Genomic DNA, 24,618 nt, shown 5'->3' on the forward strand with positions numbered 1-24,618 from the left:
ATAGTTGCTCCGTGTACCCTCCACTCGAATATTCCTATCAACCCCAATCCCCCACACTGGCCCCAGCAGTGTATCTACAAACACCTTCGCGAGCTGAGCATATAAATATTCAAGATAGTTCGAAATTACTGATTGTCAGCACGACAAGCCAGTGCATAGAAGGCCGTTGCCCGTTAGCACCTGCATATGAGCGACCAGCAAATCCCCGATGGGACGGCCAAGACGATTCAACACGTCATCGACGAACAACACGGCTACCTCGCGTGGCTCGGCATGCGCGTCGACGCCGTCTCCTACGGGGAGATTTCGCTCACCATCCCCTTCGACGACAAGTTCACGAACCCAACGGAGCCACCCACAATTCACGGCGGCGTCGCGGCCTCGCTCATCGACACCGCGGGCGGCCTCGCCCTGCGAACGACGCTCGCAAATCCGCTCGAAGACACGCTTGCGACGGTCAACCTGAACGTGAATTATCTCCGTCGCGCCTCCGCCGACCTCACCGCGCACGCGGAAGTCGTCCGCACTGGCTCCTCGGTTGGCTGGGCGGACATCACGGTCGAAAGCGAGACGCCCGAGGGAGAGACCAAAGAAGTGGCGACCGGGCAGGCGGCGTTCCGGCTGTTTCAGTCCTGAGCGAAGGCCACGTCGGCCCGTGAAAGGACGTCGCCGAACAGCCACGCCGCGTGGTCGAGGGCGTACTGTTTGTGCCCTTCCTCGATTGCGCCCACCGCCTCACGGATGATGATCGGGCGGAAATCACGCAGTGCCGCGCTTGACGCGGTGTGAAGGACGCACACGTTCGCAAGCGTCCCACAGATGAGCAGGTCGGTGATGCCATGGGCCGAGAGAAAGCCCTCCAACTCCGTCTGGTAGAAGGCGTCGTAAGTGTTTTTTTCGACGATGTGGTCCTCTTCGCGCACGTCGAGGCTATCGACGAATTCCGTCTCCCACGTTCCCTCAACGACGTGTTCGCCCCACCGCTCGAACTCGTCGTAGTAGTGCGCGTTCTCGAACTGTGCTGGCGGATGGACGTCCCGTGTGTAGACGATGGTCGCACCCGCTGTCCGCGCCCGTGCGACGAGGGCGGTCACGTCGTCTACGACGGCCTTGCTGCCGGGCGAATAAAGGCTCCCATCGGGATGGCAGAAGCCATTTTGCATGTCTACGACGACGACTGCCGTGGTTGCTGGGTTGAGTTCCATGCTAGACATCTCCCGCCGCCGGGCAAAAATCCTGCTCGCAGCGTGAACTCGCCGGGTGCTTTTTCACTGCCACCCGCTATTGTAGAGGTATGCGAGCACTCGCCACCGTCCTGGTCGCACTCCTCCTCGTCCTCTCTGGGTGTAGCGGTGTGCTCTCAGGAGAGACCACCGATGCGACGACAACGACGCCAGCGGACACGCAAACTGCGTCGCCGAGTCCGACGACAACGACGCAGGCAGCGACACAGACGCCGACCACGACGCCCCGCCCCGACCCCGAGAGTGACGTACTCGGCTGGGAGAACGGCTACTGGCACGACGACGTGCTCTCGGTGACGACCGACGACGGCCTGAACGAGACGGAACTCGACGCCATCGTCGCCCGCGCGATGGCGCGGGTCGAAAACGTGCGCAAACTCGAATTCAACGAGACCGTCCCAGTCGAAATTATCACGCGCGCCGAGTACCAGAACCAGAGCCAAGAGGAGTACTCAGACGACTTTCGCGCCTTCGACAACTCGAAGTTCGAAGCGATGTTCTTCGTCGGCGAAGACAGAGACGCCTTAGACGTCCAGAACACGAATCGCGGCTCGAACGTCCTCGGCTACTACAGCCCGAAAGAGGACGCCATCGTCATCGTCGCCAACTCCGATACGCCGTCGCTCGACGCAGAAGGAACACTCTCACACGAACTCGTCCACGCCCTCCAAGACCAACACTACAACATCTCCTCTATCTCGCGGCCAACCCGCGAACTCTACAACGCGCGAAACGGCCTCATCGAAGGGGAAGCAAACTACGTCCAGCGGCTCTATCTCGAACGCTGTGGCGGCGAGTGGGAGTGTCTCGAAGCGCCCGAATCGAGCGGCGGTGGCGGCGTCCCTGACGACTTCCACTGGGGTATCTACTTCCTCAACTTCTTCCCGTACAGCGACGGTCCCGGCTTCGTCGGCCAGATGCACCGCACGCAGGGGTGGGACGGCGTGAACGACCTCTACGCGAACCTGCCCAACAGCGCAGAACAGGTCATCTACCCGCAGAAATACGGCGAAGACGAGCCGACCGATGTAACCCTCGAAGACACGAACGCCGGTGACTGGGAGCGCGTCATCCCCGAGTCGCCAAACCCAGACCAAGAGCGCCCGGCCTACGCGAGCCTCGGGCAGTCCGCACTCTCTTCGATGTTCGCCTACACGTTCACCGATTCGTACAATCAGTCGCGCGTGGTGCAGCCCCAGGAATTCATCAACTACGAGGACAACGGGCAGGTCAACAGCTCTGACCCGTTCAACTACGACCTGCGCTACACCCGCGGCTGGGACGGCGACCGGATGCACGTGTACAAAAACGGTGACGGCGAGACGGCCTACGTCTGGAAACTCGTCTGGGACTCCCCTGAAGACGCAGCGCAGTTCGTCACGGGCTACGAGCGTCTCCTCCAACACTGGGGTGCACACCGCGTGAGCGAAAACGTCTGGGTCATCCCCGAGGGAGAACCGTTCGCAGACGCCTTCTACGTCTCCTTCGAGGGCGACACGGTCACCATCGTGAACGCGCCGACGACCGACGACCTCCCCGACGTGTCTGAGACCGCCGCCTGATGGCGCGTACTCGCTCGCTCGTTGCCCTCGCCTTTCTCGTCGTGCTTTCCGGCTGTGTCGGCGGCCTTCTCGGCCCGCAAGACGACCCCGACGACGACACGCTTGGCTGGGAAAACGGCTATTGGCACGACGACCCGCTTTCTATCGATGAGAGCGACGGCCTGAACGAAACCGAGCGCAAGGCCGTCATCGCCCGGACGATGGCCCGCGTCGAGGTTATCCGCGGGCTGGAGTTCAAAGAGTCGGTCTCGGTGACGCTCATCAGCCGCGAGGAGTACCGCGCTCGGCGCGGGAACGACGACGGCGAACCGACCGACTACGACCGGTGGAACGAACAGGTCTGGGAGGGGCTGTTTCTCGTCTCCGAAGACGACACCGTTTCGGACGCCTTTGGCGGCGTCTACGGCAGTGCGGTACAGGGCTACTACAGCGGGGGCGGCGAAATCACGCTTGTGAGCGACTCTGCGACGCCGATGGTCGACCGGACGACGCTGTCACACGAACTCGTCCACGCCCTCCAAGACCAGCACTTTGGCTTTCCCGGCGGGCGGACCACCCAAGACGGCGAACTCGCCGCAGACGGCCTCACCGAAGGTGACGCGAACTACGTCGAACAGCTCTACGAATCGCGCTGTCAGGCCGAGTGGGACTGCATAGCCCGCCCCGACCGGGGCACGAGCAGTGCGCCAGACGACTTCAATCGCGGCGTCTTCTCGGTTATCTACCAGCCGTATGCAGAAGGGCCGACGTTCGTCGAGTCACTGCGCGACCGAGGCGGCTGGGAGGCCGTCAACGCCGCCTACGACGACGTTCCCGAGAGCACAGAACAGGTCATCCACCCCGAAGACTACCCGGACGACCGCCCGGTCGAACTCGACGTGCCAGACCGGTCGTCGGGCGGCTGGGAGCGGTTTTCCCTCGACACCAACGCGGACACGGTTGGCGAAGCGTCCATCTACGCCATGCTCTGGGCGAACGGCGTGGTCACCGACCAGTCGCCGTACGCCTATGCCTTCCCGGCCTCGACCGGGTGGGCCGGTGACAGCCTCGTTCCGTACCACAACGGCGACGCGTACGGCTACGTCTGGGTGACCGAGTGGGAGTCCGAGGAAGACGCCCGCGAGTTCCACGATGCCTACCGGCAGGTGCTCGAACGAAACGGCGCGGACCCTCGTGGCGATGGCGTTTATCGCATCCCCGAAGGCGAACCGTTCGCAGACGCCTTCCGGGTGACCCGGTCGGGGACGCGCGTCAAAATCGTGAACGCGCCCACCGTCCGCGAACTCGCCAACATAGACGGGTAGCTTTTTCGCGCTTGGCCGGGAAACGCCGACTATGTCCGATGCGTTCGATATCGTGTCCACCGAAGCCATCCGTGCCGGGCGCGCCACGGATGTCTACTTCGAGCGGACCGAAACCACTCTCGACCACGCGGGGAAGAACCCGACGGTCGTCGCGGAAGTAACGGCCAATCAATTTCCCACGGGCGAGTTCAAGCTCTTTGCCGGCGTCAAAGACGCCGCCCACCTCTTAGAAGGCCTTCCCGTCGATGTCGATGCCCTCTCTGAGGGCAACCTGTTCGATGCGGGGCCCGTCCTCCAGATCACGGGCAAGTACCGCGACTTCGCGCGCTACGAGACGGCGTTGCTCGGCTTTCTCTCACACGCGACCGGGATTGCGACGAAGGCGCTCTCCGCCCGCCACGCCGCCCCCGACACGACCATGCTCAGCTTCGGCGCGCGCCACGTCCACCCCTCGATGGCTGCGGTCGTCGAACGCTCTGCGCTCCTCGCGGGCTTCGACGGCTTCTCGCACGCTGCCGCAGGCGACCTGCTCGGGCGTGAAGCGGGCGGCACGATGCCCCACGCCCTGCTCATCTGCTACGGCCGGGGCGAACAGGAAGCCGCGTGGCGCGCCTTCTACGAGGCGACTGGACAGGGCGTCGCGCTCTGTGACACCTACGGCGACGAGGTCGAGGAGGCGCTTCGCGCCGCCGCGGAACTCGGAGAGGACTTAGAGAGCATCCGCATCGACACGACGCGCTCGCGGCGCGGCGACTTCGCACACATCATCAAAGAGGTGCGCTGGGAACTCGACGTGCGCGGCTACGACCACGTCGATATCTTCGTCTCCGGTGGCCTCCAGCCCGCAGACCTCTACGACCTGAAAGACCTCGTCGATGGCTTCGGCGTCGGCGGCTACGTCTCGAACGCAGACCCGCTCGACTTCGCGCTCGACATTGTCGAAGTCGAAGGCGAACCCGCCTCAAAACGCGGGAAGCTCTCGGGGAAAAAACAGGTGTACCGCACCCGCGACGGTGGCCACGACGTCGGCCTTGCGAGTCGCCCCGGCCCCACCGACGGGAGACCGTTGCTCGAACCGCTCATCCGCGAGGGTGAACTCGTCCGTGAGTTTGACCTCACGGACGCAGCAAAACGCGCCGCGACGGACGCGATGAAGGTCGGCTTCGGCGAGAATTAGAAGGTCAGTTCTTTTATCGACCCGTTCGGGGTTCGCTCTTCGAACACCTGACTGCGAAACAGCAACACGTCCACGTCGTCTTTTTCCCACGCCGTTGGCGAGAGCCCGGCTTTTCGGCACGTCCGGTCTAAGTACTCGAACTCGCTCCAGCCGTTTTCAACCGGGACGGTCGGGTAGAGCCAGCCCGATTGGCGGCCCTTTTGGACGGCGAGGCCGTGGGTGCCGACTTCTAAGTCTGTGGCAGGGTCGTCGGTCGGAATCACGTCGGTGACGATGCAGACCGAAAATGCGGTGCTCGAAAGCTCTGCGGCTTCGAGTTCGGAGCCACACGAGTCGGTGCTCGCCGCCTGAATGGCGGCTTCGATGATGGTGTGGCCCACGCGCTCTGTACTCTGGACGGTTCCAGCACAGCCTCTGAGTCGCCCCCGTCCCTGCGTCGCTTGCAGGCGGATGAACACACCGGCTCGGTTGTAGAAGGCATCGCGCATACTCCCGGGCTGTTTTCGCTGGCCGTTGTTGACGAACAGGTCTACCGCCTCGCGTGCGAGGTCGACAGCCCCGCGGCCGTCGTCGTATGAAAAGAGCGCAGTTTGAGCCTCGGACATACCACCTGTAACGAGAACAATAGTAATCAACGCTTTCATTCAGACAATTTGGAACCCGAACTATCCCATCGCCTCCTGTCTCCCCGCCAATCGAACGCCTTAATTGTGGTACGCGGCCTACCATCTGCCGGCAGAGGGAGCCCGGTTCCCGTGGCGCAAGCCAACGAGGAAAGTCCCCCCACTGTCTGGGCAGGTGACCAGGCGCAAGTCTGGAGCGGGAGACCGCTGGCTCTGGAACAGAAACGAGACCCCTCCACCGGACCGATGAGGTGCGCGACCCCAACCGCAAGGACGGGAAGCTAACCCACCGAGGGTCGATGGTGGAGAACGGATGGAACGGCGAAACCTCACCGGTGCAAGTCCCATCGGCTAAGGTAGCCCGGACGACGATGCGGACGCTCAGCCGAATACCGGGTTGAACAGAAGGGGGCTTACTCCCCTCAGCCACTTTCATCGCAGAGAGCGACTGCTCCCACCACAAGCATGATAGGTGGGGCGAGCCGATATGTGCGTAATGAACGGGCGCGTCCTCCTGCTTTCGTTCCTCATCGTCCTCGCGGGCTGTGCGGCCCCCATAGACCCGGGTTTTGCTGACACCGCCACTCCGACCACGCAGTCTACCGGCCAGACCACCGCCGCACCGGCCACCCAAACCCAGACACCGACGCCGCAAGCCACGCCGACGGCCGTTGTCGCACAGGACAATCCGTGGCAAGAACAGACGTTGACCGTTGCCCTTTCGATTCCCGAAGGCGACTCGCGCGACTACGAACCGCTCGTCGAAGCGGCGCTTGCCTACTGGGAGGTAAACAGCGAGCGCTACGCGGGCTATCCACTCTCGTTCGACTTCGAACCGAACGCCGAAAACCCGGACATCATCATCGAGTTCGTCCCGCACGTAGAAACCTGCGGCGACAAACGCGAGGTCGCGGGCTGTGCACCGTACATCACCGACGCCCGGCAGGTGCGCCGCCCCGAAACGATTCAGGTGCTCTCTGGGCTCTCTGACAAATCCACAACCCACGTCCTCAAACACGAGTTCGGCCACGCGATGGGCCTCGACCACTCAGACGAACCCCGGTCGATTATGGACGGGCAGGCGAGTCTGACGACGCTGCCACAGACGAACGCCACCGAACGCCCGCTCCCGTGGGACCACGCAGAACTCTCGGTGTACGTTGACTACGGCGTGGTTCCGGAGGGCGAACGCGCCGAAGCCCGCGCTCAGGTTCAACACGCCCTCGATTACTACGCAGGCGGCGCGGACAACTACGTCCCCGAGAACGTCTCCTTTGCCACGGTGGATTCGGCGTCCGAAGCCGACATCGTGATTCGCTTTACTGACCGTTCGCCGTGTGGTGTTGACCCCGGTTCGTGTGGCGCAGTCCGTGGCCAAGACCCGGACGGTGACGGCGCGCTCGAAACCTACACGCACCTCGAAATCACGCTCACGCACATCGACCGCGACGCCACCGGCTGGCACGTCGGCTGGTGGCTCGGCTACGGCTTCGGGTTCGAAGAAGAATCTGAGTACCCAGACCCCTTCCGCGAGGCGTCGTATTCAGACCGTCGTGGCGAGTGGTGGAACTGATTTTATCCGCCTGACAGAAACTAGTCTATCGTGACTGCGTCTCCACGCATCGAGTGGTCGGTCTCCGGCGACACCTCGCGCGTCGTCCGCGCCCTCAGCATCCTTTCAGTCTCCGCTTTCACGGCGATTATCCTCCTCTTTGTCGCCTTTCTCGCACTCATTGTTCCCCTCGTTCTCGCCTCCGCACGCCCGGCGGTCATTGCGCTGTTCGTTCTCCTCCTTCTCGTCGGCGGCCCGGGGTCGATTCTCTACCTCTGGCCGATGCTGACCGACAAATCTCAGCGCCCTGCGTTCGCTCCGTTCGAATTTCCGGGCGTCGATGGCTGGCGACAGATCGTGCCTCCTGCCGTGCTACTCGCCGTCGTGTTTGGCCTCGCCTTTCTCGCAGACGGCCGCGCATTCTACGGCATCTTCGCGTTCACGTTTCTCCTGCTCGTCGTCACCGCCGCCCTCTCTGGGGAGGGGTGGCTCGACCCGGAGCGGGGTGAACTGCACGTCGGAACCACCATCTCGTTGGCTTTGCTCGACGGGATTCAACCCGTCCACGTCGGTGACGTGACGCTTTGTTACCTCTCCTACGCGTCGGGAGCGTCTCGGCTGACCTCGCCGCGGCTGCTTGCCGTGCCGACCGAGCGGTTCGACGACCTCCGCCCGCACCTCGAATCGGGGCATCGTAAAACCAGCCCCAGAACGCGAGCGACCAGACCGACTTGTCCAAGGTATCCTGCTCGCGTTTGCCGTGTTTTTCTACGCGACCGGCGCGTTCTTCTGGTTCGTAACCGAGTTCAGACGAGCACGCGCCTCTACATCGTCGCTGCGGTGGCGTTGCTTGGAAGTCTGTTCGTGCTGGTGGCCGTGTTTGAGGCGTAATTCGCGGTGCTAGCCGAAACAGACAACAATTTTTTATATCTTGTTTACATTTTCGCAGACGTATATGTCTGAAACTAATACAATGGATGCTGAGCTGTTCGGACGCAGTGTCAGTTTTGACTACTCAGACCACTGGGTTGGCTACTCCCTCGTCATCCTCCGTGTTGTCATGGGATGGGTACTGTTCCAGGGTGGGATTACGAAGATTCTCGACCCGACCTGGTCTGCTCGCGGCTTCCTCCTCAACGCGATTCCCGAAGGCAACCCGCTTGGGGGGTTGTGGATGACGCTCGGCACCGACTATATCGGACTCATCGATCCACTCAACGCGTGGGGGTTGACGCTCGCCGGCCTCGCGCTCATGCTTGGGGCTTTCGTCCGCTGGAGCGCGTTCTGGGGTGCGATAATGATGTTGTTCTACTGGGCCGCGGCCTTACAGGGTGGCATCCTCGCTGGGCTGCCAATCGCACACGGATGGGTCGTTGACGACCACATCGTGTACGCAGCCTTGCTGTTCGGTCTCGGTGCGTTCGGTGCGGGCCGCATTCTCGGCGTGGATGCCTATCTCGAAAAGACGACCTTCGTCCAGAATAACGGGTGGGTCAAAAGCCTGCTCGGGTAACGCCTTCGAACGAACGCTGCATTACTTTTCGAACCCGTCTTCCCACCTGAACACGCCGTTTCGCTGGACGACTTCCCCATCGACTTCAATGCGCGAGTCCTCGCTCATGTCCGTAATCATGTCCACGTGGACGGCGCTTTTGTTGCCTTCTTCGCCCTCTGGGATATTCGAGTCATAAGCCCGGCCGACGGCGAGGTGGACGGTGTCGCCCATCTTCTCGTCGAACAGAATCGAGTCGGTGAAGCGGTCGATGCCGCGGTTCATGCCGACACCTAGCTCTCCGAGGCGGCGTGCACCCTCGTCCGTATTCAGAATTTCTTCTAAGACTTCTTCGTTCTGTCCGGCGCTGAACTCCACCACTTCGCCGTCCTCGAAGGTGAGGTGCACGTCGCGGACGCGCTTGCCGTTGAGTGTCATCGGCACGTCGAAGTAGACGGTTCCTTCGGTGTCGTACGGTGCGGTGAACACCTCGCCGGAGGGCAGATTGTGTGAGTCGTAGGCCACGGAAGCCCCGGAGTTCACTGCGATGCGGCCTTCGATAAACATGGTGAGGTCGGTGTCCGCTTTGACGAGTCGGACTTCGCTTCCCGCATCGAGGATGTCTTTCATCTGCGCCATCTCGTCTGCGAGCGATTCCCAGTCGCGGAGCACCGCGTTGTAGACGAAATCTTGGTACTCTGCGTAGGACATCCCGGCTTGCTGGGCGAGCGACCGGGTCGGGTGCACGGTCGAGACCCAGTCGGTGTCCATCCGGGCTTCGCGGGCGGTGTTTGTCGCGCGGTTGTACGCCTGTCGCACGTCGCTGTCTACGTCCGCGAGTTCGGTGGTGTTGAATCCGCCGCCGAGAAAGAGGACACTGTCTGCGTTCTCGTAGGCGGCGAGTTCCGGTCCACGCACCTCCTCGAAGTCGCCGTCATGGTTTTTGAGGTAGCCACGGAGCATCTCGCCAGAACCGTAGGTGACGAACATGGTCGCGCCGACGTTCCCCAACTCCTCTGCGACGGCGACGCCGAGGTCATGGGCGTCTTCGCCGACGTTGACAACGACGGTGTCGCCGCGTTCGATTCGTGCACTCCAGTTTACGAGGGTTCGGGCGTGTTCGCGCACTCGCTCGTCCATGGAGTCGCTACACGAGGTGTGGCAAAAACAGGTGCGGTTGGGTTCGGTTTTTCGACGGCGAGGACTGCTATGCGACGTACTCCTGAAATTCGATGTGGTCGGATTCGATGGTGACAGTTAATCCGCGACTGTCACCGCCGTCCCCCCTCCAGCTATACGCGCCAGACGGGCCATCCTCGACCGAGAGGGAGACGCGAACCGCGTTATCAAACGCAGGGAGATTCTCGTAGGTTCGTCCGCCGTTACGCTCCATTTCGAACGTGTCGGTGAACACCGGTTCTTCATCCGGTCCCGGGGTTCTCGTTTCCGTGAGCGTCTCGTAGGGGTCTTCTTTTTCCACAAATGGGCGTTCCCACAGCTCGATTGTCACCGTAACAGGCGACCCCGTCTGATTTGAAATTTGAAGATCTGTCACGTCCCACGCGCCTGTTGTCGTTTGTTCTAGGGATGGGTTCGTCGTGGATGCCATCGTTGGCGTCTGCGTGCTATCGTCGGTATTCGTGGGACTCGACGTGCTACAACCCGCGAACCCAACCAGTGAGACGGAGAGCAAATGAAGAACCTGTCTGCGAGAAAGAGCCATACTGTTGTCGTTTCAGGCGTGTGTGATGAGTTTTCTGGTGAGGGTGGGAACAAACGGGATGAAATCGTTCGACAGCTTCTGCGACTGGCTCGAAAAAAGTTGAGAATCAGTTAGGGGAACAGCAAGAGCGTCGCGCCCCCAATCTCCAGCACTTCGACCTCTTCGCCCGTCGCGGCCTGCTGTTCTTCTTTGATGTCGAAGGCGTCTGCGTCGAGGGTGATGGTCTCGCCATCGACCTCTAACTCGACTTCGCCCGTGCGCTTTTCTTTCTTCAACGCGGCGGGGTCTGCGGCTTCGAGGGCAGCGATGACCGCGCCTGCCTTGCCGCGGAACTTCGGCCCGATGACGCTGTGGTCTGGGTCGACGCCGACCGGGACGAGGTCGACGTTCGGCACGCCTTGTTCGATGTAGACCGGCGCGTTGACGGTACCGGAAAGGTCGTAGGTGTCAATCGAGAGGTCGTCCTCGGGGTAGAGTTCGATGCGGTCGAGTTCGGCGTTGAGCGCCATGCCCTCCTCGGATTTCCACGCGCGGATGGTGGAGGCGGCGTTGGCGACGAGGTCGCCGCGCGCCTCTGCCTCCTCGTCTTCGAACGAGAGGACGGGCCACGCGGCTTTGTGAACCGTGTCCTCGCCACCGGGGAGGTGGCTGTAGGCCTCTGCGGCGAAGAACGGAGCGAACGGTGCGAGCATCACGAGCGAGGCACTGAGCGCCGTATAGAGGGCGTGGCGGGCGGCGTTTCGCTCGCCGGGACGACCCTCGTAGAGGCGGCCCTTGATGAGTTCCAGATAGTCGTCTGCGAGGTCGTGCCAGATGAACTCGCGCACTTTGCGGAGCGCGGCGTCGAAGCGGTAGGCGTCCATGTCTTCGCCCACTTCTGTGGCCGTGCGCGCGAGTTTCGAGAGAATCCATTTGTCCGCGTCGCGGTAGGCCGGGTCTTGAATCTCGGGCGTCTCCTCGTCCAAGTGCTGGAGTGCAAAGCGCGTGATGTTCCACACCTTCGTCTGGAAGCGTGTCGCGCTCGTGACTTCCTTCCACTGGAACTGGATGTCAGAGCCGGGTTGGCCGCCGAGGGCGATGGCTTGGCGGAAGGCGTCCGCGGAGTGTTCTTCCACAACCTCCTCTGGCTGGACGAAGTTGTTGCGCGACTTCGACATTTTGTGACCATCTTCACCGAACACCATGCCGTTGATGAGCGCTTCTTCCCACGGAATCTCGTCGGTGAGCGCCGCAGTGCGGAGGATGGTGTAGAACGCCCACGTCCGGATGATGTCGTGGCCCTGCTCGCGCAGTTGGACAGGCGAGAACTCATTCTCTGGCCAGCCTGCGACGTGCATCGCGGAGATGGATGAGTCCATCCACGTGTCCATCACGTCGGTCTCGCCGCGCCAGTTGTCGCTGCCACACTCTGGACAGTCCCCGATAGACGGACCGGAGTCGGTCGGGTCAACCGGCAGGTCGTCGGTGGTTGCGACGTGGACGTGGTCGCATTCGTCACAGAACCAGACCGGAATCGGCGTTGCGAACACGCGCTGGCGGGAGATAACCCAGTCCCACTCCATGCCCTCCGCCCAGTCTTCGAGGCGGGTGTACATGTGCTCTGGAATCCACTCGATTTCCTGGGCTTTTTCCATGATTTCGTCCGTGTCGACGCGGATGAACCACTGCTCTTTGCTCAGGATTTCGATTGGCGTATCACAGCGCCAGCACGCGCCGACCGACTGCTCGGTCGGCTGGGTGTCGTTGAGGTACCCCTCCTCGTCCAATTTCTCGGCGACGGCTTCTTTCGCCTCCGCAATCGTGAGGCCTGCGAACTCGCCTGCGAGGTCGTTCAGGTGGCCGTCTTCGGTGAACACCGCACGCAGGTCTAAGCCGTGTTCTGCCCACCAGCGAACGTCCTGTTTGTCCCCGAACGTACAGATCATGACCGCGCCGGTTCCGAAGTCGCCGTCCACGTCGTCGTCTGCGAGGAGTTCGACTTCCTGGCCGAACAGCGGCACCTCGAAGGTGTCGCCGATGCGGTCTGCGTAGCGTTCGTCGTCAGGATTCACGGCCATGCCGACACACGCCGCGAGCAGTTCAGGGCGCGTGGTGGCGATTTCGATGTCGGCGTTTTCGACGCCGGGGAAGGTGATGTAGTAGAGATTCCCTTGGCGGTCGATGTTCTCGACTTCGGCGTCTGCGATGGCCGTCTCACAGCGCGGACACCAGTTGACGGGGTGTTCGTCGCGGTAGACGAGGTCTTTTTCGGCCATCTCGACGAACGAGCGCTGGGTCTTCCCCCAGTAGGAGGGGTCCATGGTGCGGAACTCGTGGTCCCAGTCCTGGCTGAATCCGAGGGTCTGCATCGTCTCGTACATCGCGTCGATTTGCGCCTCGGTGTGTTCGATACACATCTGGCGGAACTCGTCGCGGGGCACGTCCGTTCGGTGGATGTTGTTGTTCTCCTCAACTTTGACTTCCGTCGGGAGACCATGGCAGTCCCAGCCCTGTGGGAACAGCACGTCGTCGCCTTTGAGGCGGTGGTACCGGGCGGCGAAGTCCATGTAACACCAGCCGAGGGCGTTGCCGATGTGGAAGTCACCGGTCGGGTACGGTGGGGGCGTGTCGATGATGTAGTCGGGGCGCTCTTCGTCGCCCTCGTAGGCGTACACGTCGGAGCCTTCCCACGCGTCGCGCCATTTTCGCTCTATCGTGTCGGGGTCGTAGGTCTCTTGCATATCTGTCATGGTTTGAAAGCAGCGAGTCTGAGCAGGGGCAAACCCGATACTGACGGGTCGCCGTCGGCTAAGGAATCGTGCGCGAGCATTCGCGCTAGTAGCGTACTACCGACGACATCACGCTCATACCCCGAGAGATTGCCCGTATTTTGATAAAGGTTCCCGTATCTCCCCCACGGCGAACCACAACCCCTTACTTTGCGTCCACGGAGGGTGCAATATGCAACTCGGCGTCATCGGACTCGGCAGAATGGGGCAAATCGTCGTCTCTCGCGTGCTCGCAGCGGGCCACGACGTGGTCGCCTTCGACCTTGACGAAGAGGCCGTCGCCACGGCCGCGGAAGCCGGCGCACAGCCTGCGGCCACGCTCGACAACTTCCTCACACAACTCGGCGACCAAAAGCGCATCTGGCTCATGGTGCCCGCGGGCGACGCGGTGGACGCCACGCTCGCAGAACTCAACCCGTCGCTCACCGACGACGACATCGTCGTAGACGGCGGGAACTCCTTTTTCAAGGAATCGACGCGCCGCGCCGAGGAGTGTCCTGCTGCGTACCTCGACTGTGGCACCTCCGGTGGCCCCGCGGGCGCAGAACTCGGCTTCTCGCTCATGATTGGCGGCCTCGAGTGGGCCTACGACGAACTGACGCCGGTGTTTGACGCCGTCGCAACCGGCCCCGCAGGCCACGACCGTATGGGGCCTGCAGGCTCCGGCCACTACGTGAAGATGGTGCACAACGGCGTCGAGTACGTGCTCATGCAGGCCTACGGCGAGGGCTTCGACCTGCTCGCAAACGGCCGCTACGACCTCGATTTAGAGGCTGTCGCCCGGACGTGGAACAACGGCGCGGTCATCCGGTCGTGGCTCCTTGAACTCTGTGAGGAAGCCTTCGCAGAGGAGGGCAACGACTTGGGCGACGTCGCAGACTACGTCGCGGGTGGTTCGACGGGGACGTGGACGGTACAGGAAGCCTTAGAACAGGAAGTGCCCGTCCCGCTCATCTACCAGTCGCTCGCAGAGCGCTTCGAGAGCCGCACCGAGGAGCGTTTCGCGCGGCGGCTGGCCAACCGGCTTCGCTACGGCTTTGGTCGTCACGAGGTCGCGCGCAAGAACGACTAAATTCGGCGACTTTCGTGACAGGTTCTAGAGTAAAATCTGGAAAAATGCCCACAAATTCTCTCGCGATTTTCTGAACGTCCGCATTGCTAGCGTTTCGATTTTCGATCAACGCGACGTGTTTCATGACATGGGTAGACATACCATCAATATCTGGGAATATAATCATTTTTTGCGTTATTCGCCGGTTTCGCTACGTTAAGTACCCCCTACTCCTGAACAGCAAATGATGCAGGCCAACCAAGACGGGATCCCCCGTGCGGTGGACCTGGAGTACGAGAACAGCACGCTAGACGTCGCATACCGCGGCGAGTACGTTGAACTGACCGTAGACAAACTCCGGGTGCTCGGAAACACAGAGTGGATTCGAATCGACCGCGACCACTTCGTAGAAGACCTCCGGTCTATGTGCTAATCCCCACGTACACACGCAACTCCCCTACCCCAATCCCCCCGTATCCCCAATTTTCTGGACGTTCACACCCCTGAGTCAGTACTGTCTACAGACGTGAACGTTTAATTTCCCTCTCGGCAAATGTTGTATGTGAGGGGAACTCATGCCAAGCGTTACCGAATTACAGCAAATGTACGACAACATGGTAACTGCGCGTTACTATGAAGAGCGCCTTCAGGAGGAGTATCTGGAGGGGAAACAACCGGCGTTCGACATCTCCGCCGGGCCGATTCCGGGGGAGTTGCATCTCGCGGCCGGTCACGAGGCCTCGGGTGCGGGGGTCTGTCAACACCTGCGCGATGACGACACGGTAACCGGCCCACACCGGCCCCACCACATCGCCATCGCCAAAGGCGTCGACTTAAAGAAGATGACAGCGGAGATTTTTGGCCGCGAAACGGGCCTCTGTCGGGGTAAAGGCGGGCACATGCACCTGTTCGACCCGAGCGTCAACTTCGCCTGCAGTGGCATTATTGCGCAAGGCTGTCCGACCGCCGTCGGTGCGGCGATGGCCGCGAAAAAGCGCGGACTCGATTCCGTGGCCGTCGCGTTCCTCGGTGAGGGAGCCATCGACCAAGGCGGCTTCTTCGAATCGCTGAATCTCGCGCAGGTCCAGCAGCTCCCGGTCGTCTTCGTCATTGAGGACAACGACTGGGCCATCAGCATGCCCAAAGACCGCGTTACGGACGTCAAAGACGGTTCGATGCGCGCGAAGGGCCACGGCATGCCCGGCGAGCGCGTTGACTCGAACGACGCGATTGCGGTGTACGAAGCCGCGAAAAAGGCCGTCAGCCGCGCCCGCAACGGAAACGGCCCAACCTTGCTTGAGGTGCAGGTACACCGCCACATGGGTCACTTCATGGGCGACGCCGAAGCCTACCGGCCTGACGATGAACTGGAGCGCATCAAGAAACTCGACCCGATTCCGCGCCTCGAACAAGACCTGTTGAACGAGGGCGTCGACCAATCGGAACTCGACGAGATTCGCACGAAGGCCCACGAGCGCGTCGACGAGGCAATCGCGTGGGCGAAAGAACAACCGGAACCGGAGCCACACGAGGCGCTCGAAGACGTGTTCCACAACCCACCGGAGGAGTGGGTCGAGGCGGCGAACATGGCCGCCGCACAGGAGGGTGATGACTAATGACCCAACAAGTCGCAGAACGCGAACTGACGATGAGTCGCGCGATGGTCGAGGCCATCAAACAGGAGATGGAGGCCAACGAAGAAGTGTTCGTCATGGGCGAAGACATCGCCGACTACGGCGGCATCTTCAGCTCCACGACGGGCCTGCTCGATGAGTTCGGCCGTGACCGCGTGATGGACGTACCCATCAGCGAAACGGCGTTCATCGGCGCGGCCGTCGGCGCGGCCCAAGCCGGGATGCGCCCGATTGCCGAACTCATGTTCGTCGACTTCTTCGGCGTCGCGATGGACCAAATATACAACCAGATGGCGAAGAACACGTACATGAGCGGCGGGGCGGTGAGCGTCCCGATGGTGCTCATGACTGCCGTTGGCGGGACGTACTCTGACGCTGGCCAGCACTCTCAGACGCTGTACGGCACCTTCGCCCACCTGCCGGGCATGAAGGTCGTCGTGCCCTCGAATGCGTACGACGCGAAGGGGCTGATGCACAGCGCGATTCGGGACGACGACCCGGTCGTATTCATGTTTCACAAGCGGCTCATGGGCCTCGGCTGGATGCCGTCGCCCGAGGGGCCGAAGAACACCGTCCCAGAAGAGCCGTACACGATTCCGTTCGGGCAAGCCGACATCAAGCGCGAAGGGGCAGACGCGACCGTCGTCACCCTCGGACTCCACGTCCACCGTGCCTGTGAGGCCGCCCGCGAACTCGCAGACGAGGGTATCGAGACGGAGATTATTGACCTCCGGACGCTCGTGCCGTTCGACACCAAGACGGTGGTGGACTCGGTGCGCAAGACGGGACGGCTCATCGTCGTGGACGAAGATTACCGCTCCTTTGGCCTCACCGGCGAGGTCGTCGCACGGGTCGCAGAACACGCCTTAGACGACTTAGAGGAGGTTCGCAGACTCGCCATCCCGGACGTGCCAATTCCGTACGCCCGGCCGCTCGAAACCGCTCTCAACCCGAGCGCGAAGCAAATCGCAGACGCCATCCGCGACACCCAATGAGCGACGCTGCGGTCCTCGTCGATTCGGCGGCGGTGTGGCCAGCGGACGCGATGGACGTAGACGAAGGCGTCGTCTCGAACTGGTTCGTCCGTGAGGGCGCGACCGTCGAAGCGGGTGACACCATCTGCGAGATTCAAATCGAGAAGGTGAGCGTCGACGTACCTGCGCCCCAGTCGGGAACCCTCGCAGAGCGCCTCGTCGGTGAGAACGAGGAGTTCCGCCGGGGGGATTCGCTCGCGCGCATCGAACCGTAATCGACCTCCGAATTCCAATTTTTGCCCCCGAACCGTCCGCCCTAATCAAAATGCTGTTAAACTAGGCTTCCGTACCGCCGACCATGGTTGAAGTACTGGGTGTCGCGCTCGGGGTGCTGTTAACGCTCGTCGCGGTTGCCTTGCACTATTCGACGGGAACGGCCAAGTCGCTTCCAGAGGACATCACCGACCAAGTCCTCGAACGGCGCGCCGCGTCCGTCGCAGAAACGGATTTCCCCGAACCGATGAACCGCTCGATTGGTGGCGGCGGCGCCGTCGGCGCAGTCGCTGGGGGCGAAGCTGGCGGCGAACTCGAAGAAGGCGGCGAATCCGCTGGGTCTTCGAGCCCGGCCGACATCCCTGAAGACGAAGTCGAGTACTTCGAAATCGAGTTCGCAAAAGAAGGGAAAACGATTGAAGTCGCAAACAACGAGACAATCCTCGACGCGGGCGAAGACGAAGGCTGGGACCTCCCCTACGCCTGCCGTCAGGGCCAGTGTATCTCCTGTGCGGGGAAGGTCGCCTCCGGCGAGAACGCAGAGGACTTCGTCGTCCACGACAACCAGCAGATGCTGGGCGAAGAGGAACTCGGCAAGGGCTACATGCTGACCTGTGTTGCCTACCCGAAGAAGCCGTTCACGCTCGAAACCGGCGAGACGCCATAGCGGCCGAACCAGAGCGCTGATATCTTTCCTTCAATTGGATAACAATAGTGAGTAGTGGCCAAACCCAGAGTTCGATAACTGAGGGGGGACTGGCCCGGCCGATGTTCCGTTTGGCGTTGCCAATCGTCATCACGCAGCTCCTCCAGGTCGCCTACAACATCGCCGACACCATCTGGCTCGGCCGCCTTTCGGCCGCCGCCGTCGGCGCGATGAGCCTCGCGTTTCCGCTCATTTTCCTCCTGCTTTCGGTCGGTGGCGGGTTCACCGTCGCCGGGAGCACGCTCGTTGCCCAGTACACCGGCGCAAAGAGCGAAGGCTCTGCAGGGAAAGTCGCGGGCCAGACGATGTCGTTCGTCACGCTGCTCGCCATCGTCCTTGGCGCGCTCGGCTTTTTCGCCACCAAGCCGATGCTTGGCCTCCTCCCGAGCGACCCTGAGACGGCTCTCGAAGTCGTCCCGCTCGCCGCAGCCTACATGCGCGTGTTCTTCCTCGGAACGCCGTTTCTGTTCGGCTTTTTTGTCTTCTCCGCGCTGATGCGCGGCTACGGCAACACCCGCACGCCGATGCGCATCATGGCCATCAGCGTCGCGCTCAACGTCGTGTTAGACCCCATCTTCATCTTCGGCTGGATTGGCTTCCCCGCCCTCGGCATCGAAGGCGCGGCCCTCGCCACGCTCGTCTCCAGAGCCATCGCCACCGGCCTCGGCTTCTACGTGCTGTTCATGACGACTTCGGGCCCGGACGTGCGCCTCTCGGATCTGAACCCTGAACTCGACATCATCCGCAAAATCGTCTCCATCGGCGTCCCGAGCGCGCTCGAACAGTCCGCGAGCGCACTGGCGATGATTACGCTCACCGCTATGGTCGTGACGTTCGCCCCGCCCGTCGTCGCCGCCTACGGCCTCGGCAACCGCCTCATCTCGCTCGTGTTCCTCCCCGCAATGGGCCTCGGACGGGCGACCAACACGATGGTCGGCCAGAACCTCGGCGCAAAGCAAACCGCCCGCGCAGAGCGCGCCGTCAAACTCGCCGCCGTCGTCGGCGCAGGCGTCATGCTCGGCGTTGCCGTCATCGCCGCCCTGTTCCCCGAACCCATCGTCGGCGTGTTCCTCGACACCGGCACGGCCGACGCCGCAGCAACCATCCGTCTCGGCAGCGAGTACCTCCGGATTCGCTCGGTGGAGTTCGCCTTCATCGGCGTCCTCCAAGTCCTCCTCGGAGCCTACCGCGGCGCGGGCAACACGAAGACGGCACTCGTCTTCTCCATGCTCGCCCTCTGGATTGGCCGCGTCCCGACGGTGTACTACCTCGCCTTCGTCGAAGGCATGGGCCCAACCGGCATCTGGTGGGGGATGGCCCTCGGCAACATCGTCGGCGCAATCACCGCCGCCGCATGGTTCACCCGCGGGACGTGGAAACAGTCGGTCATCGACCAGCCCGGCCCGGCCATGGCCGACGGCGAAGACTGACTCACAACGGTTTTACCTTCTTGTCCGGAACTCAATTGTGAGGGCCCGTAGCTCAGTGGACAGAGTCCTTGGTTCCGGACCAAGATGTCGCGGGTTCAAATCCCGTCGGGTCCGTTTGATTTTGCTGCGCAAAATCTCACTCCCCTGACGACCGTCGCAAAACCTTCGGTTTTGCTCGGTCCCGTCGGATCCGTTTTTGAATCTTATACAACGAGCGGAGTGCGGCGGCTGAATCCAAACCCGTCAAAAAGAGAGCTGCATTCTGCGACCGCATGTGCAGACGATTGCGTTCGTGTGGCACAACTACTAAGCCCCATCACGAGGTCGTGTTAGTATGTACCATGTGGTAATTGGTGTCGATGACGATGCCGCACACGCGCTCGCATGTGTCGAAGAAGTCGGGAAGTTGCCAGGCAAGGCTGCAGAGAAGGAAGTCACCCTTGTCCACAGTTTCGTTGACAACCCGAGCGGAGCGTCAGCGACGCAGTTGCATTCGATTCGAGAGGCGGGAGAGTGGCTCGAAGCGCAGGATATCGAATACACTGTCAACGAAGCGTCGGGCGACCCGGCCACCGTTATCATCGAGTTCGCAAACGACGAGGACGCAGACCTCATCGTCATCGGCGGGCGCAAACGCTCTCCGGCGGGGAAGGCGCTGTTCGGGAGCGTCACGCAGTCGGTCATTTTGAATGCTGGACGACCGGTCATGGTGACGGGTGTTCCGAAAAACGAGTAACGCTAGTAGATGCGGTCGAGAAGGTGTCCGATTTCGGCGGCCGACTGTCGTCCAGACGTGTTTTCGACCAGTTCCCCAGCAGCGAAACAGAGCACTGTCGGTGCCGAATCGACAGCAAACGTCCGACAGAAACTGTCGGTGGCCTCGCCGTCAACACCCGCGACGGCGACGCCATCGGGAATTCGCTTGAGGATATCGTCTAGGTCTGCTTTCATCGCATCACACGGGTCACAGAACCGTCGCCAGACAGTAATCACCGCGTCGGGGTTTGTTTCGAGGAACGACTCATACGAGCCATCATCGAGTTCGGTGAGTTCGTCTGGAACCGGCGATGACGGCGTGATTTCGACGAGTAGCTCGGCCATGACCGCGAGCAGTTGCTGGCCGACCGGCACCTCAAGAAACGACTGGGCAGCGAGGTAGGCGACCACGTCGGCGCGGGTGATGTCGAGGTCGTCGATTCGTTGCTCAACGACGTTCTCGTCGATACCGAACAGCTCTGCTACGGTGGTGTGGAACTCCTCGGTGGAAACCGCTCCGTACACGTCGTGGTACAGCGCCAACACCTTCTCGAACGGTTCGGTCGTGGTTAGCGTGCCGTCCGACGCTTCGTCCACTGCACCGGCAGCGATGAGCGTGTCGAGCGCCGTTTCGAGGTCCGGCTGGGTTGCCGCCATCGGTCACACCCCGAGGTAGCGTTCGCGTGTTTCGGTGTCGTCGCGCAGTTCGTCGGCCGTGCCGTCGAACACGATGCCTCCCTGGTCGATAACGTAGGCGCGGTCTGCCAGCTTGATGGCCGCGGCAGCGTTCTGCTCGACGAGGAGGATGGTCGTCCCCTCGTCACTGATGCGTTTGACCGCGTTCTCTACGTCCTCGATAATCTTCGGCGCGAGCCCCTCGTAGGGTTCGTCGAGGAGCATCAAATCGGTGTTCTGTTTCAGAGCACGAGCAATCGCGAGCATCTGCTGTTCGCCGCCCGAGAGCGTTCCAGCCCGCTGGCTTTTGCGTTCGTCCAATCGGGGGAACTGGGCGTACACCTCCTCTGTGCTCATCCCCGTATGACCGAACGACAGCGACCGGCCGAAGGTGTTCGACCTGTTGTTGACGACCTCTGCAAGGTGAAGATTCTCCGCTACCGTGAGGTTCGGGAAGATGCGGCGCTCTTCGGGGACGAGCGAGATACCTTGCACCGAGACGTCTTCTGTGGCAGTGCCGGTGATGTCGTTTCCTTTGAATCGGATATGGCCCGCACGGACCGCAGGCGGTGTCGCTCCAGCGATACACCGAAGCGTCGTCGTTTTTCCAGCACCGTTGCGACCGAGCAGGGTACAGATTTCGCCTTCCTCTACGTTCATCGAGAGGTCACGGATGATGTGGCTCTCTCCGTAGTACGCGTTTATCGACTCGATTTCTAAGAGACTCATAGCTCGACTCCTCCGAGGTAGGCTTCTTGGACGTCTTCGTTGCCCCGAATCTCGTCGGGTGTTCCTTCTGCGATGATCCCCCCGCGACTGAGCACGATGATGCGGTCTGAGATACTAAAGACGATCTCCATGTCGTGTTCGACGAGGACGAACGTGAGGCCGTGGTCGCGTTTGACCTGTTCGATGAGTTCGACCGTCGCTTTCGTCTCCTCGGGGGACATCCCCGCGGTGGGTTCGTCCATCAAGAGCAGGTCTGGCCCACTCGCGAGTGCGATACCAATCTCCAGTCGCCGTTTGTCACCGTACGGCAGGTCGGCTGCAATGGTCTGTGAGCGCTCCCGTAAGCCGACCGATTCGAGGGTGTCGTGGGCGAGGTCGCGGACGTCGGTGAGGCTGTCGCGGTGGGTCAGGAATCCGAAGCCAAACGCGCCGCGTTCTGCGGCCAGTGCCGCAATCTCCGCGTTCTCTTGGACCGTGAGGTCGGGGAAGATAGCGGCGGTCTGGAACGACTTCGAGACGCCCCGCTGGACCACCTCGTGGGGCTTGAGGCCGAGGATAGACTCTCCTTTGAAACGGATGTCGCCACTCGTCGGCTCAAGACGTCGCGTGATGAGATTGATGAGCGTCGACTTCCCGGCCCCGTTTGGGCCGATGATGGAGACGCGCTCGTCTTGTTCGACGGTCAGGTTCACGTCGTCGGTGGCGACGAGTCCGCCGAACTCTTTGACGAGGTTCTCGGTCTCTAACAGCGCCATCAGTTCGCACCTCCGAGCCGCTCGGTGACGAACACGACGAGCCGTCTCAGTTGCTGGGCGATGAATCGACGGATAGACCCGAGGATTCCCCAGAGACCGTCAGGGGCGAGCCAGACGACCACGACGAACACGGTTCCGAGCAAGAGGTGCCAGTAGAATCCGAAATCCTCGATGAGCACGATGCTCGTTCCCGGAAGCGTCAGTGCCTGGAGCGTGCTGACGATGTTCTCGATGTAGAGATATACACCGACACCAAGAATAGGGCCGAACATCGACCCTGCACCGCCAAGGACGGTCATGATGACGATTTCACCCGACTGCGTCCAGAACAGCGACTCGAGCGGGACGTACGCCCCGTGAATCGCGAACAGACTCCCCGCGACGCCAGCGAACGCTCCAGAGATGATGAACGCCATCAGTTTGTATCGCCAGACGTTGAGGCCAACGAACTCGGCGCGCGATTCGTTCTCACGAATCGCCCGAAACACCATCCCGTATGGCGAGTTCAGGATGCGGAATGCGATGGCGACGGCGGCGACGAAGAACACGCCAACGAAGGCGTAGAATCCCGTTCCCAAGAGCGTTCCCGCGATGGATGGTAGGTCGGCTTCGAGATTGACCACTCCGAGGAGGCTGTCGACGTGAACGCCGGTCAGTCCGTTCTCACCGTTGGTCAGGAATGCCAGCGGGGAGGCGGCCATGTAGTAGAACATCTGTGCGAACGCGAGCGTCAGAATCGAGAAGTAAATTCCACCGCGCCGAAGCGAGAGGAAGCCAAGCACCCACGCGAGGACCACCGCGAAGGCAGTCCCGGTGAGCACCATCACGAGTGGATCTGCGATGACGTTCTTGGCGATGATGCCAGCGGCGTACGCTGACCCACCCCAGAAGGCCGCGTGGCCAAACGAGAGCAGGCCGGTGTAGCCAAGCAGGAGGTCAAAGCCGATGGCGAAGATGCCCCAGATGAGGATGAGTGTCGCGAGGTCCTGATAGCCTTGCAGGAAGTCTGCGACGACCGGTGCACGGGCGAACAGCCACGGGAATAAGGCCACGAAGATGGCAGTCAGTGCGACTACGGTTCCCTCCTGTCCGCGAAGGTGTTCCCAGCGGGCGATAACGCTACTTCCGAAGACGGTTCCGCCGTCACTGCTTGCGCTCCGGTTTGTTTCTTTTTGGCTCACGGAGCCACCTCCTCGTCACCGAGGATTCCCTGTGGGCGAACGAGCAGGACGATGGCCGCGATTGCATACAGCCCGACCTGCGACCACGCCGGTGCCAGCGACACCAGTGCGGCCGTGGTGAGGCCGAAGACGATGCCACCAACTACGGCACCGGCGATGCTCCCAACGCCGCCGATGACGACGGTGAGAAACGCCGGCACCAAAATGTTCGTCCCGATGGTTGGGTTGACGACGTTCAGGGGACCACCAACGACACCCGCGACGCCGGCGAGTGCGGCACCGATGCCGAACACGACGATGTAGGGTCGCGTAATCTTGATGCCGAGGAGTCGGACCATCTCCGCGTCGCGCGTCCCGGCGCGGACGACGAGGCCGAAGTCAGTGTACTCGACCATGAGGTAGACAAGCGCCACGAGAATGGCGGTGATTCCGATGACCCACAGCCGCCACTGTGGGAAGTTACCCACGATAGGCAGGGCGACTGGGCCAGAGACGGGAATCCCGGCGAAGGATCCGAACTCGAGGATTCGCTCTGGTTGGGTAAACGGGAGGCTGTTACTTCCAAAGAGGGTTCGGAACAGTTCTTGGACGACGATTGCGAGCCCAAATGTGACGAGAATCTGGTCCGTGTCAGGGCGGTCGTAAAACGACCGCGCGAGGTAGCGCTCCATCGCCAACCCGACGACGAAGACGACGAGTGGGACCAGTAACAGCGCGGCTAAGAATCCCCAACCCAGTCCAAACGTAGAAAATCCCCACTCCTGTAGTTTGCCGCTCGAAAGGGGGACACTGAGGGCGACAAAGAGACCTGCGTACGTCCCGACGAGATAGAGGGCACCGTGGGCGAAGTTGACAAACTTGAGCGTCCCTAGGATGATGGAAAGACCAACGGCGAGAAGGACGTAGATGGCTCCCTGCTGAAGCCCGTTGAGGAGGATGACGATGATGTCTGACAGGACACTCATACCCTCGGACTCCGATTTCTGTTGTTCGAATCGAATTCTTTCAT

25 protein-coding genes, 1 tRNA gene and 1 other RNA gene are annotated in these 24,618 nt (G+C 61.7%); 17 read left to right on the forward strand and 10 right to left on the reverse strand.

All coding sequences use genetic code 11. From position 1 onward, the window contains the following. Positions 1 to 186: 186 nt before the first annotated feature. On the forward strand, positions 187 to 636 hold the full coding sequence (locus tag V5N13_RS10215; protein ID WP_332897820.1) for a PaaI family thioesterase: 450 nt from the start codon (positions 187 to 189) through the stop codon (positions 634 to 636). On the opposite strand, the gene V5N13_RS10220 is transcribed toward V5N13_RS10215, so the two are convergent. Continuing rightward, the gene (locus tag V5N13_RS10220; protein ID WP_336360676.1) at positions 627 to 1,205 is read right to left on the reverse strand and encodes a cysteine hydrolase family protein; all 579 of its coding nucleotides are present in this window, start codon (positions 1,203 to 1,205) and stop codon (positions 627 to 629) included. The two genes, V5N13_RS10215 and V5N13_RS10220, sit on opposite strands and share 10 nt — an antisense overlap. An 89-nt stretch (positions 1,206 to 1,294) precedes the next feature. Between V5N13_RS10220 and V5N13_RS10225 the strand changes: the two genes are divergently transcribed. The 3 genes from V5N13_RS10225 to V5N13_RS10235 are packed head-to-tail and all read left to right on the forward strand — an operon-like array spanning position 1,295 to position 5,287. Further along, the gene (locus V5N13_RS10225; protein WP_336360677.1) at positions 1,295 to 2,806 is read left to right on the forward strand and encodes an Hvo_1808 family surface protein; all 1,512 of its coding nucleotides are present in this window, start codon (positions 1,295 to 1,297) and stop codon (positions 2,804 to 2,806) included. Beyond that, positions 2,806 to 4,110, forward strand: a complete 1,305-nt coding sequence (locus V5N13_RS10230; RefSeq protein ID WP_336360678.1) for an Hvo_1808 family surface protein — start codon at positions 2,806 to 2,808, stop codon at positions 4,108 to 4,110. The genes V5N13_RS10225 and V5N13_RS10230 overlap by 1 nt, the downstream gene beginning before the upstream one ends. A 31-nt stretch (positions 4,111 to 4,141) precedes the next feature. Beyond that, on the forward strand, positions 4,142 to 5,287 hold the full coding sequence (locus V5N13_RS10235; protein WP_336360679.1) for a nicotinate phosphoribosyltransferase: 1,146 nt from the start codon (positions 4,142 to 4,144) through the stop codon (positions 5,285 to 5,287). On the opposite strand, the gene V5N13_RS10240 is transcribed toward V5N13_RS10235, so the two are convergent. Then, positions 5,284 to 5,892 (reverse strand): TIGR00296 family protein, encoded by a 609-nt coding sequence (locus tag V5N13_RS10240; protein ID WP_336360680.1) that lies wholly within the window; start codon positions 5,890 to 5,892, stop codon positions 5,284 to 5,286. The genes V5N13_RS10235 and V5N13_RS10240 overlap by 4 nt on opposite strands. 129 nt (positions 5,893 to 6,021) lie before the next feature. On the opposite strand from V5N13_RS10240, the gene rnpB reads away from it, so the two are divergent. The 4 genes from rnpB (at position 6,022) to V5N13_RS10260 (ending at position 8,975) form a co-directional block, all read left to right on the forward strand. Then, an RNA gene (gene rnpB, locus V5N13_RS10245) (RNase P RNA component) lies at positions 6,022 to 6,338 on the forward strand. 68 nt (positions 6,339 to 6,406) lie between these two features. Beyond that, positions 6,407 to 7,483, forward strand: a complete 1,077-nt coding sequence (locus V5N13_RS10250) for a matrixin family metalloprotease (protein WP_336360681.1) — start codon at positions 6,407 to 6,409, stop codon at positions 7,481 to 7,483. Between the two features lie 30 nt (positions 7,484 to 7,513). Beyond that, the gene (locus V5N13_RS10255; protein WP_336360682.1) at positions 7,514 to 8,353 is read left to right on the forward strand and encodes a hypothetical protein; all 840 of its coding nucleotides are present in this window, start codon (positions 7,514 to 7,516) and stop codon (positions 8,351 to 8,353) included. A gap of 64 nt (positions 8,354 to 8,417) precedes the next feature. Continuing rightward, complete coding sequence (locus V5N13_RS10260) at positions 8,418 to 8,975, forward strand: DoxX family protein (protein ID WP_442905067.1); 558 nt, start codon at positions 8,418 to 8,420, stop codon at positions 8,973 to 8,975. 21 nt (positions 8,976 to 8,996) lie between these two features. Here V5N13_RS10260 and V5N13_RS10265 read toward each other — a convergent pair whose 3' ends face one another. The 3 genes from V5N13_RS10265 to V5N13_RS10275 all read right to left on the reverse strand — a co-directional run bounded on the left by V5N13_RS10265 (position 8,997) and on the right by V5N13_RS10275 (position 13,406). Beyond that, the gene (locus V5N13_RS10265) at positions 8,997 to 10,094 is read right to left on the reverse strand and encodes an aminopeptidase (protein ID WP_336360684.1); all 1,098 of its coding nucleotides are present in this window, start codon (positions 10,092 to 10,094) and stop codon (positions 8,997 to 8,999) included. A gap of 67 nt (positions 10,095 to 10,161) precedes the next feature. Then, positions 10,162 to 10,464: a hypothetical protein gene (locus V5N13_RS10270; RefSeq protein WP_336360685.1), complete on the reverse strand. Its 303-nt coding sequence runs from the start codon at positions 10,462 to 10,464 to the stop codon at positions 10,162 to 10,164. 323 nt (positions 10,465 to 10,787) lie between these two features. Then, positions 10,788 to 13,406 (reverse strand): valine--tRNA ligase, encoded by a 2,619-nt coding sequence (locus V5N13_RS10275; protein WP_336360686.1) that lies wholly within the window; start codon positions 13,404 to 13,406, stop codon positions 10,788 to 10,790. Between the two features lie 211 nt (positions 13,407 to 13,617). On the opposite strand from V5N13_RS10275, the gene gnd reads away from it, so the two are divergent. From gnd to V5N13_RS10320, 9 genes are all read left to right on the forward strand, one after another. Then, positions 13,618 to 14,517: a phosphogluconate dehydrogenase (NAD(+)-dependent, decarboxylating) gene (gene gnd / locus V5N13_RS10280; RefSeq protein ID WP_336360687.1), complete on the forward strand. Its 900-nt coding sequence runs from the start codon at positions 13,618 to 13,620 to the stop codon at positions 14,515 to 14,517. 223 nt (positions 14,518 to 14,740) lie between these two features. Beyond that, a complete protein-coding gene (locus V5N13_RS10285; protein ID WP_332897831.1) occupies positions 14,741 to 14,929 on the forward strand; it encodes a hypothetical protein in 189 nt (62 codons plus the stop codon). Between the two features lie 169 nt (positions 14,930 to 15,098). Next, entirely contained in the window at positions 15,099 to 16,112 is a 1,014-nt protein-coding gene (locus V5N13_RS10290; protein ID WP_442905068.1) for a thiamine pyrophosphate-dependent dehydrogenase E1 component subunit alpha, read from the forward strand. Then, positions 16,112 to 17,125, forward strand: a complete 1,014-nt coding sequence (locus tag V5N13_RS10295) for an alpha-ketoacid dehydrogenase subunit beta (RefSeq protein ID WP_336360689.1) — start codon at positions 16,112 to 16,114, stop codon at positions 17,123 to 17,125. The genes V5N13_RS10290 and V5N13_RS10295 overlap by 1 nt, the downstream gene beginning before the upstream one ends. Next, positions 17,122 to 17,379 carry a lipoyl domain-containing protein gene (locus tag V5N13_RS10300; RefSeq protein ID WP_332897834.1) on the forward strand — a complete coding sequence of 86 codons (258 nt, stop codon included), beginning with the start codon at positions 17,122 to 17,124 and terminating at the stop codon, positions 17,377 to 17,379. The genes V5N13_RS10295 and V5N13_RS10300 overlap by 4 nt, the downstream gene beginning before the upstream one ends. An 83-nt stretch (positions 17,380 to 17,462) precedes the next feature. Continuing rightward, entirely contained in the window at positions 17,463 to 18,044 is a 582-nt protein-coding gene (locus V5N13_RS10305; RefSeq protein WP_336360690.1) for a 2Fe-2S iron-sulfur cluster-binding protein, read from the forward strand. Positions 18,045 to 18,145: 101 nt separating this feature from the next. Continuing rightward, positions 18,146 to 19,513 (forward strand): MATE family efflux transporter, encoded by a 1,368-nt coding sequence (locus V5N13_RS10310; protein WP_442905097.1) that lies wholly within the window; start codon positions 18,146 to 18,148, stop codon positions 19,511 to 19,513. Between the two features lie 41 nt (positions 19,514 to 19,554). Continuing rightward, a tRNA-Arg gene (locus V5N13_RS10315) sits at positions 19,555 to 19,627 on the forward strand. Between the two features lie 220 nt (positions 19,628 to 19,847). Then, positions 19,848 to 20,249 carry a universal stress protein gene (locus V5N13_RS10320; protein ID WP_336360692.1) on the forward strand — a complete coding sequence of 134 codons (402 nt, stop codon included), beginning with the start codon at positions 19,848 to 19,850 and terminating at the stop codon, positions 20,247 to 20,249. 2 nt (positions 20,250 to 20,251) lie between these two features. Here V5N13_RS10320 and V5N13_RS10325 read toward each other — a convergent pair whose 3' ends face one another. From V5N13_RS10325 to V5N13_RS10345, 5 genes are read right to left on the reverse strand one after another with little or no spacing between them, the layout of a single operon-like run. Then, a complete protein-coding gene (locus tag V5N13_RS10325; RefSeq protein WP_336360693.1) occupies positions 20,252 to 20,926 on the reverse strand; it encodes a thioredoxin family protein in 675 nt (224 codons plus the stop codon). 3 nt (positions 20,927 to 20,929) lie between these two features. After that, positions 20,930 to 21,673, reverse strand: a complete 744-nt coding sequence (locus V5N13_RS10330; RefSeq protein ID WP_336360694.1) for an ABC transporter ATP-binding protein — start codon at positions 21,671 to 21,673, stop codon at positions 20,930 to 20,932. Then, the gene (locus tag V5N13_RS10335; RefSeq protein WP_336360695.1) at positions 21,670 to 22,428 is read right to left on the reverse strand and encodes an ABC transporter ATP-binding protein; all 759 of its coding nucleotides are present in this window, start codon (positions 22,426 to 22,428) and stop codon (positions 21,670 to 21,672) included. Before V5N13_RS10335 ends, V5N13_RS10330 begins: the two co-directional genes overlap by 4 nt. Continuing rightward, positions 22,428 to 23,609 carry a branched-chain amino acid ABC transporter permease gene (locus V5N13_RS10340; RefSeq protein ID WP_336360696.1) on the reverse strand — a complete coding sequence of 394 codons (1,182 nt, stop codon included), beginning with the start codon at positions 23,607 to 23,609 and terminating at the stop codon, positions 22,428 to 22,430. The genes V5N13_RS10335 and V5N13_RS10340 overlap by 1 nt, the downstream gene beginning before the upstream one ends. Beyond that, entirely contained in the window at positions 23,606 to 24,574 is a 969-nt protein-coding gene (locus V5N13_RS10345) for a branched-chain amino acid ABC transporter permease (protein ID WP_332897842.1), read from the reverse strand. Before V5N13_RS10345 ends, V5N13_RS10340 begins: the two co-directional genes overlap by 4 nt. Between the last annotated feature and the right edge of the window lie 44 nt (positions 24,575 to 24,618).

It is taken from the genome of Haladaptatus sp. ZSTT2 (genome assembly GCF_037081775.1).
Taxonomy (GTDB): Archaea; Halobacteriota; Halobacteria; order Halobacteriales; family Halococcaceae; genus QDMS2.

Coding starts and splice junctions, on each gene's coding strand:
- V5N13_RS10215 (WP_332897820.1), top strand. CDS start 187: ATGAGCGACCAGCAAATCCCCGATGGGACGGCCAAGACGATTCAACAC.
- V5N13_RS10220 (WP_336360676.1), bottom strand. CDS start 1,205: ATGGAACTCAACCCAGCAACCACGGCAGTCGTCGTCGTAGACATGCAA.
- V5N13_RS10225 (WP_336360677.1), top strand. CDS start 1,295: ATGCGAGCACTCGCCACCGTCCTGGTCGCACTCCTCCTCGTCCTCTCT.
- V5N13_RS10230 (WP_336360678.1), top strand. CDS start 2,806: ATGGCGCGTACTCGCTCGCTCGTTGCCCTCGCCTTTCTCGTCGTGCTT.
- V5N13_RS10235 (WP_336360679.1), top strand. CDS start 4,142: ATGTCCGATGCGTTCGATATCGTGTCCACCGAAGCCATCCGTGCCGGG.
- V5N13_RS10240 (WP_336360680.1), bottom strand. CDS start 5,892: ATGTCCGAGGCTCAAACTGCGCTCTTTTCATACGACGACGGCCGCGGG.
- V5N13_RS10250 (WP_336360681.1), top strand. CDS start 6,407: ATGAACGGGCGCGTCCTCCTGCTTTCGTTCCTCATCGTCCTCGCGGGC.
- V5N13_RS10260 (WP_442905067.1), top strand. CDS start 8,418: ATGTCTGAAACTAATACAATGGATGCTGAGCTGTTCGGACGCAGTGTC.
- V5N13_RS10265 (WP_336360684.1), bottom strand. CDS start 10,094: ATGGACGAGCGAGTGCGCGAACACGCCCGAACCCTCGTAAACTGGAGT.
- V5N13_RS10275 (WP_336360686.1), bottom strand. CDS start 13,406: ATGACAGATATGCAAGAGACCTACGACCCCGACACGATAGAGCGAAAA.
- gnd (WP_336360687.1), top strand. CDS start 13,618: ATGCAACTCGGCGTCATCGGACTCGGCAGAATGGGGCAAATCGTCGTC.
- V5N13_RS10285 (WP_332897831.1), top strand. CDS start 14,741: ATGATGCAGGCCAACCAAGACGGGATCCCCCGTGCGGTGGACCTGGAG.
- V5N13_RS10290 (WP_442905068.1), top strand. CDS start 15,099: ATGTACGACAACATGGTAACTGCGCGTTACTATGAAGAGCGCCTTCAG.
- V5N13_RS10295 (WP_336360689.1), top strand. CDS start 16,112: ATGACCCAACAAGTCGCAGAACGCGAACTGACGATGAGTCGCGCGATG.
- V5N13_RS10300 (WP_332897834.1), top strand. CDS start 17,122: ATGAGCGACGCTGCGGTCCTCGTCGATTCGGCGGCGGTGTGGCCAGCG.
- V5N13_RS10305 (WP_336360690.1), top strand. CDS start 17,463: ATGGTTGAAGTACTGGGTGTCGCGCTCGGGGTGCTGTTAACGCTCGTC.
- V5N13_RS10310 (WP_442905097.1), top strand. CDS start 18,146: ATGTTCCGTTTGGCGTTGCCAATCGTCATCACGCAGCTCCTCCAGGTC.
- V5N13_RS10320 (WP_336360692.1), top strand. CDS start 19,848: ATGTACCATGTGGTAATTGGTGTCGATGACGATGCCGCACACGCGCTC.
- V5N13_RS10325 (WP_336360693.1), bottom strand. CDS start 20,926: ATGGCGGCAACCCAGCCGGACCTCGAAACGGCGCTCGACACGCTCATC.
- V5N13_RS10330 (WP_336360694.1), bottom strand. CDS start 21,673: ATGAGTCTCTTAGAAATCGAGTCGATAAACGCGTACTACGGAGAGAGC.
- V5N13_RS10335 (WP_336360695.1), bottom strand. CDS start 22,428: ATGGCGCTGTTAGAGACCGAGAACCTCGTCAAAGAGTTCGGCGGACTC.
- V5N13_RS10345 (WP_332897842.1), bottom strand. CDS start 24,574: ATGAGTGTCCTGTCAGACATCATCGTCATCCTCCTCAACGGGCTTCAG.